16 protein-coding genes are annotated in these 14,030 nt (G+C 65.4%); 3 read left to right on the top strand and 13 right to left on the bottom strand.

Features of this window, described 5'->3' with window-relative positions:
• Positions 1-97 precede the first annotated feature (97 nt).
• Positions 98-1,021 (top strand): LysR substrate-binding domain-containing protein, encoded by a 924-nt coding sequence (locus CFB50_RS37630; RefSeq protein WP_069249468.1) that lies wholly within the window; start codon positions 98-100, stop codon positions 1,019-1,021.
• Between the two features lie 80 nt (positions 1,022-1,101).
• Here the strand turns inward: CFB50_RS37630 and argE are convergent, their stop codons facing one another.
• The 4 genes from argE to CFB50_RS37610 form a co-directional block, all read right to left on the bottom strand.
• The gene (gene argE, locus CFB50_RS37625; RefSeq protein WP_089449423.1) at positions 1,102-2,265 is read right to left on the bottom strand and encodes an acetylornithine deacetylase; all 1,164 of its coding nucleotides are present in this window, start codon (positions 2,263-2,265) and stop codon (positions 1,102-1,104) included.
• Positions 2,258-2,935: a DUF1028 domain-containing protein gene (locus tag CFB50_RS37620; protein ID WP_069249466.1), complete on the bottom strand. Its 678-nt coding sequence runs from the start codon at positions 2,933-2,935 to the stop codon at positions 2,258-2,260. Before CFB50_RS37620 ends, argE begins: the two co-directional genes overlap by 8 nt.
• A gap of 8 nt (positions 2,936-2,943) precedes the next feature.
• The gene (locus CFB50_RS37615) at positions 2,944-3,381 is read right to left on the bottom strand and encodes a RidA family protein (RefSeq protein WP_069249465.1); all 438 of its coding nucleotides are present in this window, start codon (positions 3,379-3,381) and stop codon (positions 2,944-2,946) included.
• A gap of 75 nt (positions 3,382-3,456) precedes the next feature.
• Positions 3,457-4,809: a flavin-containing monooxygenase gene (locus CFB50_RS37610; protein WP_089449422.1), complete on the bottom strand. Its 1,353-nt coding sequence runs from the start codon at positions 4,807-4,809 to the stop codon at positions 3,457-3,459.
• Positions 4,810-5,118: 309 nt separating this feature from the next.
• Between CFB50_RS37610 and CFB50_RS37605 the strand changes: the two genes are divergently transcribed.
• On the top strand, positions 5,119-5,406 hold the full coding sequence (locus CFB50_RS37605) for a hypothetical protein (RefSeq protein ID WP_089449569.1): 288 nt from the start codon (positions 5,119-5,121) through the stop codon (positions 5,404-5,406).
• 469 nt (positions 5,407-5,875) lie between these two features.
• On the opposite strand, the gene CFB50_RS37600 is transcribed toward CFB50_RS37605, so the two are convergent.
• The 7 genes from CFB50_RS37600 to CFB50_RS37570 form a co-directional block, all read right to left on the bottom strand.
• Positions 5,876-6,640 (bottom strand): hypothetical protein, encoded by a 765-nt coding sequence (locus tag CFB50_RS37600; protein WP_144020762.1) that lies wholly within the window; start codon positions 6,638-6,640, stop codon positions 5,876-5,878.
• Between the two features lie 6 nt (positions 6,641-6,646).
• On the bottom strand, positions 6,647-7,078 hold the full coding sequence (locus CFB50_RS37595; RefSeq protein WP_089449420.1) for a hypothetical protein: 432 nt from the start codon (positions 7,076-7,078) through the stop codon (positions 6,647-6,649).
• 87 nt (positions 7,079-7,165) lie between these two features.
• Complete coding sequence (locus CFB50_RS37590) at positions 7,166-8,794, bottom strand: tyrosinase family protein (RefSeq protein ID WP_089449419.1); 1,629 nt, start codon at positions 8,792-8,794, stop codon at positions 7,166-7,168.
• An 809-nt stretch (positions 8,795-9,603) separates the two neighbouring features.
• Complete coding sequence (locus tag CFB50_RS37585; protein ID WP_089449418.1) at positions 9,604-10,050, bottom strand: hypothetical protein; 447 nt, start codon at positions 10,048-10,050, stop codon at positions 9,604-9,606.
• A 301-nt stretch (positions 10,051-10,351) separates the two neighbouring features.
• Entirely contained in the window at positions 10,352-10,963 is a 612-nt protein-coding gene (locus CFB50_RS37580) for a hypothetical protein (protein WP_240158988.1), read from the bottom strand.
• A gap of 35 nt (positions 10,964-10,998) precedes the next feature.
• Positions 10,999-11,304 carry a RebB family R body protein gene (locus CFB50_RS37575; RefSeq protein WP_089449416.1) on the bottom strand — a complete coding sequence of 102 codons (306 nt, stop codon included), beginning with the start codon at positions 11,302-11,304 and terminating at the stop codon, positions 10,999-11,001.
• Between the two features lie 114 nt (positions 11,305-11,418).
• A complete protein-coding gene (locus tag CFB50_RS37570; RefSeq protein WP_069249456.1) occupies positions 11,419-11,976 on the bottom strand; it encodes an RNA polymerase sigma factor in 558 nt (185 codons plus the stop codon).
• Positions 11,977-12,228: 252 nt separating this feature from the next.
• Here CFB50_RS37570 and CFB50_RS37565 point away from each other — a divergent pair, with 252 nt between their 5' ends.
• The gene (locus tag CFB50_RS37565; protein ID WP_256979420.1) at positions 12,229-13,059 is read left to right on the top strand and encodes a Crp/Fnr family transcriptional regulator; all 831 of its coding nucleotides are present in this window, start codon (positions 12,229-12,231) and stop codon (positions 13,057-13,059) included.
• A gap of 81 nt (positions 13,060-13,140) precedes the next feature.
• Here the strand turns inward: CFB50_RS37565 and CFB50_RS37560 are convergent, their stop codons facing one another.
• Complete coding sequence (locus tag CFB50_RS37560; RefSeq protein WP_231937802.1) at positions 13,141-13,440, bottom strand: RebB family R body protein; 300 nt, start codon at positions 13,438-13,440, stop codon at positions 13,141-13,143.
• 202 nt (positions 13,441-13,642) lie between these two features.
• Positions 13,643-14,017, bottom strand: a complete 375-nt coding sequence (locus CFB50_RS37555) for a RebB family R body protein (RefSeq protein ID WP_231937801.1) — start codon at positions 14,015-14,017, stop codon at positions 13,643-13,645.
• Between the last annotated feature and the right edge of the window lie 13 nt (positions 14,018-14,030).

Here is a 14,030-nt window from a genome sequence, read left to right as displayed (position 1 = left end):
CATTTCGGCACGGGGAGGCTTTCAGGTAAGGTGCTACGCAAACCATGGACAGATTGCGCCCGCGGCGGCACGCCGGGGCCGTGCATCAGAGGTGCTTGTGGCTCACTACACTTTGCGGCAACTGAAATACTTCGTGACGACGGTGGAATCCGGCAGTGTCGCCGAGGCGTCGCGCCAGCTCTTCATCGCGCAGCCGTCGATCTCCAGCGCGATCAAGGGCCTGGAGGAAAGCTTCGGCGTGAAGCTGTTCATCCGCCATCACGCGCAGGGCGTGTCGCTGACGCCGAGCGGCACGCGCTTCTACCGGAAAGCGCAGGAGCTGCTGCGCATCGCGCACGAATTCGAACAGAACGCACTCGCCGACAACGACGTGATCACCGGGCAGATCGACATCGGCTGCTTCGAGACGGTCGCACCGCTCTATCTGCCGCAACTGATCGCGGGCTTTCGCGAGCGCTACCCGGGCGTGAACATCCGGCTGCGCGACGGCGACCAGCAGGAACTCGTGCAGGGGCTGACGTCCGGCACGTTCGATCTCGCGCTCATGTACGACCATGATCTCGACGGCACGATCGAGACCGAGCCGCTGATGCCGCCGCAGCAGCCGTACGTGTTGCTGCCGGAGAACCACCGGTTCGCGGGCCAGACGCACGTATCGCTGCGCGACCTCTGCGTCGAGCCGATGATCCTGCTCGACGTGCAGCCGAGCCGCACGTATTTCGTCAGCCTCTTCCACGAACTCGGGCTCACGCCGAACATCGTGTTCGGGTCGCCGTCGATCGAGATGGTGCGCGGGATGGTCGGCCAGGGGTTCGGCTTCTCGCTGCTCGTCACGCGCCCGCATTCCGAATATACGTACGACGGCCAGCGCGTCGTGACGATCGGCCTCAGCGAAACGGTGAGCCCGTCGGGGCTCGTGAGCGCACGGCTGAAGCGCGGGCAACTTACGAAGCAGGCGCAGTCGTTCGTCGATTTCTGCCGCGAGCGGCTCGCGCAGATCGTCGCGGAAGCGGCGCGATAAGGAACCGGAAGGAACACGAGAACGCACGCGCCGCGGGATGCGGTGCGTGCGGATCGATAGTGTCGGTAAGGCGCGCCGCGTCAGGCGGCCGCGGCGAGATGGGCGGCCAGCCGCCCCAGCATCGCGTCGCAGCCGTGGAGCTGGTCGAGCGTGACGAACTCGTCGGGCTTGTGCCCCTGGTCCATGCTGCCGGGCCCGCACACCACGGTCGGAATGCCGGCCTGCCCGAACAGCCCGCCCTCGGTGCCGAACGCCACCGTGCCGAAAGCATCGGAGCCGCTCAGCATCGCGAGCAGGCGTGCAGCCTCGCTGTCGGGCGCGGTCGCGAGCCCCGGATAGGCGCCCAGCGGCTGCAGTTGAATGTCGGTATCGGCCTGCACCGCGCGCATCCTCGGCAACAGTTCGGATTCCGCATAGTCCTGCAGCGTCCTCGGCACGTCGTGCGCATCGAAATCCGGCAGCGCCCGCACCTCGAAATCGAACTCGCATTCGGCCGGCACGATGTTCAGCGCGCGGCCGCCCTTGATCAGCCCCGTCTGCACGGTCGAGAACGGCGGATCGAATCGTTCGTCGTGCCGTTCGGGCCGAGCGAGCGCCGCGCCGATCTCGCCGAGCCGACCGATCAGCTTCGCCGCATAGTCGATCGCGTTGACGCCCGACGGCGCGTACGCCGAGTGGCATGCGGCACCTTTCACGTGGCAGCGCATCGCGAGCTTGCCCTTGTGACCGAGCACCGGCTTCAGCTCGGTCGGCTCGCCGATCAGGCACAGGCGCGGCCGGTGCTCGCGCGCGGCCAGTGCGTCGAGCATCGGCCGCACGCCGAGGCAGCCGACTTCCTCGTCGTACGAGAACGCGAGATGCACGGGCATGCTCAGCGGCCGGGCCACGAACGCCGGCACGGCCGCGAGCACCGACGCGATGAAGCCCTTCATGTCGGCCGTGCCTCGGCCGTACAAGCGGCCGTCGCGCTCGGTCAGCCGGAACGGCTCGACCGTCCACGCCTGCCCGTCGACCGGCACCACGTCGGTATGGCCCGACAGCGCGATGCCGCCGCGATCGCGCGGCCCGATCGTCGCGTACAGGCTCGCCTTCGTGCGCTCCGCGTTGTAGAACAGTTCGCTCTCGACGCCGAAGCCCGCGAGATAGTCGCGGATGAAACCGATCATCTCGAGGTTCGACTCGCGGCTGACGGTCGCGAAACCGACCAGCCGTTCCAGTAGTGCGCGGCTCGACGTGTCATTCATCGCCCGGCACCCCGTAGCTCGGCGCGGCGGTGGGGTTCAGCGCGCGCGTCTGGTAATCCTGCATCTGCGGCCGATACGCGTGCCACAGCGCATCGAGCTGCCCGATCGGATCGGCATCGGCCCAGTCGACACGCAGGTCGACGATCGGCCAGGTCACGTCGCCGGCCACCTTCAGCGCAGCCGAATGCACCGGCCCTGCTTCGCCACCGGCGGCCATTGCCGCGTGCATCGCGGCCAGCAGCCGATCGGCGAGCAGGCCGGGCGCCTGTTCGAAGGCGCGCGCCATCGCGTCGATCACGGCCGGCGCGGCCAGCAGGTTGCCGGCCGCCACGCATTGGTCGCCCTGCACCGCGTGATGCGTGCCGAGCGCTTCCTTGCCGGTGAAGCACGCCGTCTGCCCCTGCCCGTCGATCACCGTGACCTGCCGGTACTGGCTCCAGCCGTTCGCGCTGAGCGCGCGGTCGAGCGCCGCGGCGGGCGCGAGCTGCTCGTGCTCGATCAGGTCGAGGATCTGGGGCCCAAGCGCCGGCAGCGTGATGTTCTGCGTCGCGACGGCGCCGACGCCCGCGCGCACCCACGGGCAGCGCGCGCCCACCGCGATGCTCGACGAGCTGATCGCGATGCCGAGCTGACCCGTCTCCGGGCAACGCCCGACGATGGAGAAAGTCATGTCGCCTCCTACGCGCGGTTCGGCTGCCAGTTGTCCGGGATCACGGCGATCACGTCGATCTCCATCAGCCACTGCGGCTGGCCGAGCGCGGACACGACGAGCCCCGTCGAGATCGGATACACGCCCTTCAGCCACTTGCCGACTTCCTGGTACACGGGTTCGCGATAGCGCGGGTCGATCAGGTAGGTCGTCGTCTTCACGATGTGCGTGAGGTCGCTGCCGGCTTCCTCCAGCAGCTGCTTGACGTTCTTCATCGCCTGCTCGGCCTGCGCGCGCGGATCGCCGAGGCCGATCAGCCTGCCGTCGAAATCGGTGCCGACCTGGCCGCGCACGTAGACGGTGTTGCCGGCCCGCACGGCCTGGCACAGGTCGTTGTCGAGCGTCTGGTTCGGGTAGGTATCCTTCGTGTTGAACATGCGGATACGGGTATGGGTGGGTTGGCTCATCGGAATCCTTCAGTCGTCAGGGGGCACGCCGCCGCACCGGCCGCAGACGCGGTGCGGCAAGCGGCATGGGTTCGGTCAGTTCACCGCGTCGGCGAGCGGCTGCGTATCGTCGTGCGGCACGGCGTGCAGCGCGGCGCCATCCTGTTCCGCGTGCGAAGTCGAGCGGCGCTGCGCTGCGTCGTGGTAGTCGAGGTAGGTGCGCTGGATCGCGATGTGATCGGCGATGTGCCGCGCGTCGTGCCACACACCCCAGATGAAGCTGGAGCCGCGCCGCGACAGCCACGGCAGCCCGAGGAAATAGATGCCCGGCTCCTTCGACACGCCGCGCTGGTGCTGCGGCTTGCCGTTGTCGGCGAACGCGTCGACCTTCAGCCAGCCGTAGTCGACCGCGTAGCCGGTCGCCCAGATGATCGACGTGACGCCCGCGCCGGCAAGGTCGAGCGTGAGGATCGGATGCGCGACGCAGTCGGGGTTCGGCAGGATGCGGCGGGCTTCCGGCTCTTCCGGCAGGTCGAGGCCGTTGCGCGCCGCATAGGCGTCGGCCGCGTCGAGCAGCGACAGGTAGTTTTCGTCGCCGCGTGCGAGATTGATCGCCAGGTCGCGTTCGAACACGGCCACGCCGCCGTCGAACGACTTCGTCAGCCCGACGAGCGTCACGCCCTGGTTCGCGAGCTTGCGGAAATCCACCGTATGGCCGCCGCGCGCGCCGCTCACCGCGATCGTCACGTGTTCGCGGCCGGGTGTCGCGACTTCCTTGTCCCATTCGCCGAGTACGCCGAGCCACCAGCAGAAATCCCGGCCGCGATACGCACGCGGCGGCCGATCGTGCGGGCCGACCGACAGGTACACCTGCCGGCCCGCGCGTTGCAGTTCGTCGGCGATCTGCACGCCCGACGACCCCGCGCCGACCACCAGCACCGCACCTTCCGCAAGCTGCTCCGGGTTGCGATAGTCGGCGGAATGAATCTGCACGAGGCGCGCGTCGTCCGGCGCGATCGGCGGAATCACCGGGCGCTGGAACGGCCCGGTCGCGACGACCACGCGGTTCGCCTCGATCGTGCCGTCGGACGTCTCGACGATGAAACCTGGCTTGCCGGCATTGCGTACGACCTGCTTCACCTCGACGCCGGTACGGATCGGCGCGTTGAACTTGCGCGCATACGCTTCGAAGTAGTCGGCGACCTGGTCTTTCGTTGCGAACGCATCGGGATCGAGGCCGTCGAATTCGAGGCCCGGAAAGCGGTCATGCCATGCAGGGCCGTTCGCGACCAGCGAATCCCAGCGCCCCGTGCGCCAGCGCTCGGCGATACGGCTGCGCTCCAGCACGAGATGCGGTACACCCAGCTTGCCCAGGTGCTCGCTCATGGCCACGCCGGCCTGGCCGGCGCCGACGATGAGCGTATCGATTGAAGTTGTTTCGACTGCCACGGCTGTCTCCTTGAGGTGCGGCTCGCTGCGAGGCTCGTATGCCCGTGTCGTCGCGCGAGTGGGAATGGAGACATTCTGCTGACAGCCCGGCGTAGGCGAAATGATGTTTTTTGTCGTTGTTGACGAGAAAAAAGCTGGGGGATCATTGATGCCTCCAGACGGAGACATCATGCGGTCCGACACCGGGTCGGCACCGGCTGCGAGGTGACGCGGCGGCAGGGTCGAAATGGCGAGCGAGGCATCTGCCGCGTCATACGGGAACGAATCATGCGCACGAGTCGTGGTCGGCATTCAATGGAGGACGGCCCGATGAAACCCCTGACAATTGCAACGCGTCGAATTCTGGCGACCCTCGTGGCAGGCGGCGCACTCGCCGCGACCAGCACAGCCTTCGCGCAAGGCTACGGTGCACCGCCACCGAGGGTCGAAGAGCGAGCGCCCGCCCCGGGGGCCGGTGTATCGGTCGAGATCGGCGTGCACGGAGACCGCTACTGGGACGGCCATCGCTACTGGGAACGCGACGAGTGGAGGCATCGTCATCCGCGCGATCGTGATCCGTGGCGCGAGCATGAGCACGAGGGCGAGCATCGTGAATAGTGACGACCGCCGCCTGGAGTACGCGCAACTTCCGTGTGACGCGGGTTAAAACCCGGATTCGGATGCCAAAGCGCTCCGGTAAATGAGCGGAAACCGCGCCAGTACACTTTTCCGGATCAGCTTGAACGCGGCCTCGTCTGACAAGAGATGGCCGCGCCTTTTTTGCTATTGCGCAGTTGCATGATCGCCTGATCAACTGCATCCCTGCGACCTTCCACGCCGTCACATCGAAAGTAGCCGTGTACTCGCTGCCGGCGCATGCACGTTGCCCGGCGCCGGCGCGAACGCCACTGCGCGCACGACCCGACGTCCAACGCGGCGATTCGCGGGCAAGCAGTCGCCCCGCGCATGCCGGCCGATACCGTTGCGCGCCATTCGCTTGCCGCCGAACGCGTGGTCTTCGTTATTGCAATCGACTCACGCCACGATCATGTTTCGTCGAATACGATCTCCTTCTATTTTTGTCATCCTAAGTAATATGGCTGTTTTTATTTCGTAATCGACCATTCAACGCCCGCCCTGCGCGTGCCGCCCGATCGCTCAATGCGTAGAACGCCAGCATGCTGGCGATCATCGACACTGCCACGCCGCTCGTATCCCAACGCAGCCCGGCAGCGAACGCCGATGCCCTGATCGCGGTCATGCCGAGCGCCATGACGAGCAACATCGCCGCAAATTCAAGCGCGACCCGAGCCGGAGCCCGAACCAGCGCGCGTACCGTGCCGCTTCGGCGCCGGTCCTTGCGATCGGCCTCGCGCCGGATTAACAGCGCCAGCATGGCCAGCATCGACATCGGGAACCATTGGAGATGCAGCACGAGCGTGTTCCACATCGCGCCGGCATCGAGCGTTCCACCGCAGATGTCGAGAATGGCTTCGACGGGCGACCGTATCGCATCGAGCGTCAATCCCGCGCAGATGGCCGCCATGCACTGGAGCATCGCCCTGCGCGCGCACCCGCCGGACGCTCCGCCTTTCATCGAATAGCCGGCGATGCCGCAAACCATTGCGCCGACGCCGTTCCATATCCAGCTGGAAGGGGCACCGTGCAGCCGGGTCGGCAAGTCGCAAGCCAGGTAGCCGAGGAGTGCGAATGCCATCGCGCCGCCCACCCGTTCGGATAGCGAAATAACAGCCGTTCGCGCAGGCCCGATCCCGACGCAGGCGCGAATCGCGTCCGTCACCGTCGCCGGACGCCTGGCCGGGTCAGCCGGCGGTGCAGTCGGCGTAGTCATGACGGTTCAGGCGGGATCTCTCATGACCGCATACCACGAGCACACCACCCCGGCCGGGGCGACGCCGCCGTTGCCGCTCGCATGCGGCACCGTTCGGACGATCGAACCGGTCAGCGCCGGGCGCTGATCGATGCCGTTGGGCCAGGGCGCGCTCACGTACCCGACATAGTCGTAGACCCATTCCTCGCCGCTGACCACGCCGCGCCCCTGGAATCGCACCGTGCCCGGATTCCCGTAGGTAATCCAGCCGTTGAGCTGCAGCTCCCACCCCGGTCCGAAAATGCGCCCCTTGAAAATGCCCGCCGGCGCGTGCGCGATCTCGATCGTGCCGAGGCCGAATTCAAGGTCGTTGAATGCGGTGGCCGGGTCGGGATCGTTCAGGAAACTGCGATAGGTCCACAGCCCCACCAGGCTGCCGGTTTCGGGTGTGTAGCTCATGCCCGCGTCTCCCCGTCATGTCCGCGTTGTCGAAGTCCCGAGGTGAACCGGCGCCGGGCAACGGCGCCGGTTCGTCACGCTCCGCCGCTACCGGACCTCGAGCCGGAACAGTTTCCGTACGGGTTGCGGCGCCGCGCCGGCGACGGCTTGCGAAGCGGGCGGTGACGCGGGTTGCGTCTGGAGGCGTACGCCCTCGCGCGTATGGATTTCGACGTCGTACTGCGCATCCTGCACCGCGCTTTCGGCGAAGTGATTCAGCGGGAAGAACGCCTTCACTTCGAGGTGCGTCTGGCAGTTCGCACAGGACTGCACGCTCCAGCGGCTCAGCACGGCCTCCGAACCGAGCAGTTGCCGTTCGCCGTCCACGTTGATGTACGCGGACACGAGGAACGACCCGGCAATCGGCGCACGATTCAGCCCGGAGACGCGCACGACCTTGCTGCTGTTGCCGGCCGGCACGGTCGACGCCGCGAGCGAGCGTTTCGGCAGGTCTTCCAGCGAACCGGGGCCGTACGTGTAGCCGAGCTGTTCCTCGATGTTGATGCAGTCGAGCGACGTGTAGGCGCGCTCCTTGCCGTTCTCGCTCTTCTTGAACGGATCGAGCGGCGTGTCGAGCGTGAGCCACGAGTTGGGGACGATGCCCGGCGTCGGCCCCTGCGCATCGACGGAGTTGGTGCCCGGATACTCGGCGATGACGTCGAGGTGTTGCGTGAAGCCATGCCGCTTCTGCCACAGCCAGAACACGCGATCGATGAAGCAGTGGTGGAAATAGAAGATCGGGTCGAGGCCCGCCGTGTCGTTTTCGCCCATGTCGCCGTTGGCGCCGGGAATCGGCGAGAAATCGCCCTTGTTCGGGCCGTGCGGCACGTCGAACCCGCCGACGGCAAGGTGAATATCGTTGTGCGGCGACTCGAGCGGGACCACGGGAATCGCGCCGTCCGGAAGATTCTCGTTCCACTGGGCCGCGGACGACGTGTTGGAAAACACCGTGTAGTTCGGCGCATCCAGGCACTGCTCGAACTTGCTCTTCACGTTGGTCGGCACCACGTCGCCCTTCACGACGATGTACGACGTGAGCCAGTCCACGATGTTGCGGTTCAGTATGACGACGTTCTCCTTGGCGTGGGGGAACTTGGCGTTGTGCTTCTCGGTGGCGGCCCGGTCCTTGTCGGTCCCCACGAGCCCCGACAACGGGTAGCGAACCGTGACGTAGGGCAGCGGCTTGCTGTAGTTCGGATTGTCGCCGTTGATGTTGTCGGTGATCGCCCGGTTGAACGCGAAGGACGCCAGCGGGTTCGGAATCTTTTCGCCGTCGAGCTCGAAATGCGGGTCGGTCAGCGCCCACGGAATGCCTTTCGTCAGCGACTCTTCGCTGGTTTCGTCCCAGAACGGCAGCATCACCTCCTCGCAACCGGGGATGCTCTGCAGCGCCTGTTCCAGCCGCAGCAGGTAAGCGCGGTGCCAGGTGGGGAACAGCACGTTGCCGTGGTTGCAGTAGCCGCCCCAGTAAGACGCCGAACCCCAGCCGGCGCCGCGGAACGGCTCGCCGTGGAAGCCGCCGATCATGAAGAACGAGTTCGGATCGTCGGGCGGCAACGCCTTGATGCCTTTCCACGCGCGCATCACGTCTTCCAGCGGCTTTTTGTTGCCTTTCCGATATTCATCTTGCAACGATTCGATCGACGGACGAACTCTGACCCCAGGTGCGTTATTCATGATGTGCCCAGTCCCCTTCGTGGATAGCGTTACGGTTTGACCGCCAGGTTTTGAACGTAAGCAGGTAATTCATAAATCACTCAAACTCGCGTTCAATTGAATTCGTTTTATTTAAATAGCGTTTGGTATTTTGAAAGCATTAACCGGCGGACCATAGGCGGGCCCGCGTGGTCACCGGATCGCCTCCATGGGTGGCGTGGACACGCGCAACAGGCACAGCACGGCCCCTGACAAGGGGCTGCGCCTTCAGATCGTAGGGATGCCGTGGTGAATCGATGCCGATTCGCCAGGCACGCATGCCTGGCGAAGTGGCCGAGATACCCCGTAGCGTTTTATCCTGATTTGGTATGAGTAAATAAAGCAGATGCCACTGTTTTTAGCAAGGAAAAGGCAGCCTGAATTATTAAAAAAATTCGAATGCGGAAGCAGCCATTGGCTCGTTTTATTTTCATGAATAATCTCGAGCATTTGCGACGAGATCGTAAAAACCGGCGCCATATAATCACGTGTGCGCAACGGAGTTTATTAATGCAATCGGCCGACGGTTACCTTACGATCGTCGGCAGGTGCTTGGCTGGTGTAATCGTTCCCGGCCGGGAGAGCGTCGTGAGTCGAGCTGCGTGACGGTGCCGCAAACTCACGTCTCCGGTGAATGCGGTTCACGTCGCGGGAACCGGTGAAAACTCGCGGAGGGCAAGGAAGACTGCATCGCGACATCTGAACGACGAGATCCCGAGCGGGTGGCATCCCAGCCGTTCGACCCGGCGCCCGCCCGCACAGCGGGCACCGGCTTCAACGAATCGTGCCGGCTACACGTTGGTCCATGCCCCGTTGCCATGCTGATACTGCATCACGCCACCGTGGATCCGCACCCGCAGGTTGCCGTCCGGCACTTGCACCCAATTGAGCATGTCGAGGCTCTGCATCAGCCCGACGAAGAAATCCTGCAACTCTTGCGTCTCGCTGGCTTGCCAGAGGTCGATGCGGCCGAGGCATGCACGCAGATCGCCGCTCTGCTGCATGATCGTCTCGACCTGGCCGGCCACGTCCGCCGCCGGATCGTAGACCCGCGTGCCGTCGGCGCTGACGATCGCCAAGTGGATGCCGCGCACCTGCGTGGGCTGAGCAGGTGCCTGCTCGACGAGCGCGATGCAACTCGTCATCGCGCCGAAATCGATTTCCGTCGCATCGCCCCAGGTGCGCTCGCCAACCGCGAGCGGTGCGGGACCGTGTACGTTGTGAATGATGTAGGACATGGGTTCCTCACTTGACTGACAGGACTGCCGGTAGCGGGCCGCGACGTGTCCGGGAAAGCGAACGTGTGTCGGTCCCGCCGCTCACATCCCGCATCGAGCCTGACGGCCCGGCGGGTCGTGTCGATTGATGCTGCGTCGGTGGGCGTGCGCAAAGCAATGGCTCACGACGTTCCGCCTCGGCGCGATCTTCCACGCCACGCGGACGATCACGCCTGCATCGATTCAATGCCTGCCGTTGCGAGCCGGCGGGGGTCGTCGTCGACGCTGCAAGCGCAGCCCGCGGCTGCATCGTCGGCGCACCCTACGCGCCCTTCTTGTCCAGCAGCGCCTGGTATTTCTGCAGGCTTTCGTCGATCCTGTCGAGTGCGACACTGGCGGCCTCCCCTTCGATCGCTTCCGCGGCACCCGCGACGATCGCCGCGGTCGCCACGAACAGATCGGTCAACAGCAGGCCCACCGCATCCATCGCCATGCCGCGCACGTTCTCGTCGACGGTCTTCTGCGCCAGGTCCTTCATCAGCACGCTCTTGCCCGCGATCGCCAGCGACGTCGTCGCCTCGAAGTAGTTCGCCGCCGCCTGCGCGACCATGCCGCCCGCCTGCGTGATCATCATGTTCGGGCCGACGGCAATCTGCGTCGTCGCATAGGACGCCGCCTCCGCGTTGATCGCCTGCACGGTCTGCAGCGCCGAGCCGCCGGACCCGGCCGGATTCGCGACCTGGTCCGGTGCCTTCAGTGCATCGGTCAAGCGGCGCAGCCGGTTCACCGGCCACGCGCGCGCGCCGGCTTTCGGTGTCGCGGCGTGCGGCGCGACATCGGCCGGCGTCGTGGCTTCGGCTTCGGCTGCGGTGTCCGCGACATCGTCCGGCGTCTGCGCCGTGCCGTCACCGCGTCCGCCCAAAAGACCTTTCATGTTCATGATTCAGGTATCCCGAGAGTCATCGCGTCCTAATGCGTGGAGCCCGTCTGCGGCCCGGCCGCCGGAACCTGCGGCATGCCGCCGGCCCCACCGCCCGATCCGCCCTTCGGCGACGCTTCGACGGACAGGATCATGGCCACCGCCTTCGACACGACGGCGTTCGAAATCTGGTTCAACGCCGCCTGCTGCTGCGTCATGTTCTGCGCCGAGATGCCGACGGCCTGGCTGAACATCTGGTAAAGCGTGCCCAGCGCCTGGGCCGGGGATCCCGCGACGACGTTGACGTTGGTCTGCGTCACCGCATCGGTAATCTGCTCATTGACTTTGTCTGCCACGAGGCCTCCTCGGAACCCGGCTCCGGCATGCGATTGAAGGAACGGACGGGCCGGCAGGCCAGCGACGCCGCACATGCCGTTAGGAACGCTGCGCGCCCGCGTTCGTGAACGCGTTCACGCGAGTTCCTCGCGCAACTTCTTGCGCAGCAACTCGACCCGCTTCCGGGCGAGCGGCTCGTTGATCCCGAGTGTCGCCGCGATGTGCAGATAGGGCCGGTCCTCCTCGAACTTGAGCGTGAACAGCATCTGCTGCTGAGGGGGCAGCGTGGACAGCGCCTGCTGGAGGCGCAGCAACTGCTGTCGAAACAGCATTTGCTGCTCCACCGACGGCGCGTGGCCGGCCAGCTCGACGGTGTGATCGTCGTCCCAGCCCGGGTCGAATTCGAGCATGCCGCTTTCGCGCAGCCGGCGCCGTGCGCCATCGAGGAATGCGTGGTTCAGCACCAGAAAGAGAAAGCCGGCCAGGTTCTGAACGCGCTCGGGCGAGCGCTGCAGGTAAATGTGGACCTTGAGTGCGGTATCGGAAAGCAGTTCGTCGGCGCGGTGAATATCGCCCTTGCACAACAGGCGAGCGCGGCGCCGCAATTTCCCCTGCATTTCCCGCCACGTGCGATCGAGTTGCTGCGCCGGAGACTCGGGCGTCGGCGCAGCGTGCTGGTTCGAGGTTGTCATCCCGTGCCTTCCCGTTTTTATGGAAAACACAGAATCGATTCGACACCGCGAAGGGCGCTGTTACCCGTGTAACACCGTTATAACGATAATCGGGTTCGGTAAATTTTCTTGATTATTATGAACGGAAATTTCAATTCTCCGGCATGGCCCGATCCGTTGTTTCAGGTGCGTCGCCGGGCCTGAATAACGGCATTGCGATGAAACAGAACGACGGCCGCCGCGAAGGGTTCATGCGCCCGCACGCAGCTCCCCATGTCGATCGACCAGGCGCCGTTGCCGCCAAAATGCCGCCCTGTCCGGATTGCTTGCCGATTATCTCGAACCTTTCATCATTCATTTTTCACGTCATGCCGAAGGCAGCGTTTTTCGCTAGGTGGCCGTATCGTCAAACAACCTCGCGCGGAAAACATGCCTGCCCTTGCTAATGCTCAAACGCTGCGCAATATACCGATACTCACCGACCTTCCGGAAAGCCTGATCGCGCATATCGAGCGGCATGTCACGCCGTGGCCCGAACACGGCAATCGCCTGTTGTTCTTCAAGGGTGATCCGGGAGACTTCGTCGCCTTCGTGCACCGCGGACACGTCTACAAGACGCTGCACGAACCCGGGGGGCGCGAGATCATTCTCGGCCACTCGATGCCGGGCGAACTCATCGGCGAGAACACGCTGATTCGCGCGCACCGGCGCCCCTTCACCGCCCAGTTGAGCGCCGACTGCCGCATTTCGCTGCTGCATCGCCAGTACTTCGCACCGCTGCTGGCCAACCCGGAATTCATGGGGCGCATCCACGAGCAGCTGTGCCGGCATATCCACCAGCTGAGCGACTTCGTCGAGTCGGCATGCCTGTACCGGCTCGATGCCAGGCTCGCGCGCCATCTGCTGAACCGCATGCAAGGGAATGATCTCGAGGTGCCGCTGCCGGAGAACCAGAGCGTCCTCGCAGCGATGCTCAACGTCAGCCGGCCGCGACTGAACAGCAGCCTGCAGAAGATGCAGCGCGACGGGCTGATCCGGCTTCACGAACACGGCGTGACGATCAAGAAGCCGGAGCAGCTCCGGACCATCGTCGACGCCAATTGACGGCCGGGCACGCACGCGCATCGTGCGGTGCCGCGGCGCGAGGGAATCGCGGGCGCCGCGTCGGGCGGCGCGCGGAGAGAATCAGCCGCGCCAGTGGCCGATCGCGTTCATCAACTGCGCGACGGCGGCCAGTTGCGATGCAAAGCTGTCGTTCGCAGACCGCGCGGCGCCAGCGGCGGCGGCCGGCGAGCCGGCATAGAGCTGCATGACGCCGACGGTCGTCGCGGCGAGATTGGACATCGCCTGGTTCGCCTGCATCTGCACCGCGTTGTGCAGCAGGATCGCGGATGCATGGCTGTTCGATTGCATGAGCGTGCCCAAGGCCACGGCGGGCGCCTCGCCCACCACCTTGACGTTGGCTTGCGTGACCGCATCGGTCACCGCGGCGGAAACCTGTTCCGGCATGTCGTTGCTCCTGGTTGGCTCGCCGCTGCGGTGCAGTCACGGCGAAAGCATGAAAGGGTCGGCCGGCGACGCGCGCCGCATGGGGCCGTCGATACGTCGCGAACGCCGGCACGGCATCGGGCGCCGGGCGGCAGCCACCGATCGGGGCCGCCGCCCGGCGTCGACGCCAGGCTGCGCGTCAGGCGAGCGCCTTGCCGATCGCGAGGACGTCGGCCAGCACGGACAGCACGCCGTTCGAGCCGATTTCCGTCGCGGCGGCGCCCGCGCTCGCCGGCCCGAGCGTGTACAGCTGCATCGTGCCCACGTTCGTCGAGGTCGGCAGCTGTACTGCCGACTGCGACTGCTGCTGCACCGCGTTCTCGAACAGCACGCTGAGCGAATGGCTCTGGGCCTGGTACAACGAGCCCGTCGCCATCGCCGGCGCTTCGCCGACCACCTTGACGTTGGTCTGCGTGACCGCGTCGGTGATCGCGGCGTTCACCGCGCACGTCTTGCAGTTGCAGGGATCTTTCGGGTCCTTCGGGTCCGTCGGGTCGGTTGTGTCAGTTGCCATCATATTTCTCCAG

Source organism: Burkholderia sp. AU33423 (assembly GCF_002223135.1).
Taxonomy (GTDB): domain Bacteria; phylum Pseudomonadota; class Gammaproteobacteria; order Burkholderiales; family Burkholderiaceae; genus Burkholderia; species Burkholderia lata_D.
Note: the sequence above shows the minus strand (reverse complement) of the source record. Positions and strands in the feature narration are given on the sequence as shown.

Bases quoted from the DNA above. Each gene is read 5' to 3' on its own strand.
- argE (WP_089449423.1), bottom strand. From the start codon at position 2,265: ATGAATGACACGTCGAGCCGCGCACTACTGGAACGGCTGGTCGGTTTC.
- CFB50_RS37620 (WP_069249466.1), bottom strand. From the start codon at position 2,935: ATGACTTTCTCCATCGTCGGGCGTTGCCCGGAGACGGGTCAGCTCGGC.
- CFB50_RS37615 (WP_069249465.1), bottom strand. From the start codon at position 3,381: ATGAGCCAACCCACCCATACCCGTATCCGCATGTTCAACACGAAGGAT.
- CFB50_RS37605 (WP_089449569.1), top strand. From the start codon at position 5,119: ATGAAACCCCTGACAATTGCAACGCGTCGAATTCTGGCGACCCTCGTG.
- CFB50_RS37600 (WP_144020762.1), bottom strand. From the start codon at position 6,640: ATGACTACGCCGACTGCACCGCCGGCTGACCCGGCCAGGCGTCCGGCG.
- CFB50_RS37595 (WP_089449420.1), bottom strand. From the start codon at position 7,078: ATGAGCTACACACCCGAAACCGGCAGCCTGGTGGGGCTGTGGACCTAT.
- CFB50_RS37590 (WP_089449419.1), bottom strand. From the start codon at position 8,794: ATGAATAACGCACCTGGGGTCAGAGTTCGTCCGTCGATCGAATCGTTG.
- CFB50_RS37585 (WP_089449418.1), bottom strand. From the start codon at position 10,050: ATGTCCTACATCATTCACAACGTACACGGTCCCGCACCGCTCGCGGTT.
- CFB50_RS37580 (WP_240158988.1), bottom strand. From the start codon at position 10,963: ATGAAAGGTCTTTTGGGCGGACGCGGTGACGGCACGGCGCAGACGCCG.
- CFB50_RS37570 (WP_069249456.1), bottom strand. From the start codon at position 11,976: ATGACAACCTCGAACCAGCACGCTGCGCCGACGCCCGAGTCTCCGGCG.
- CFB50_RS37565 (WP_256979420.1), top strand. From the start codon at position 12,229: ATGTCGATCGACCAGGCGCCGTTGCCGCCAAAATGCCGCCCTGTCCGG.
- CFB50_RS37555 (WP_231937801.1), bottom strand. From the start codon at position 14,017: ATGGCAACTGACACAACCGACCCGACGGACCCGAAGGACCCGAAAGAT.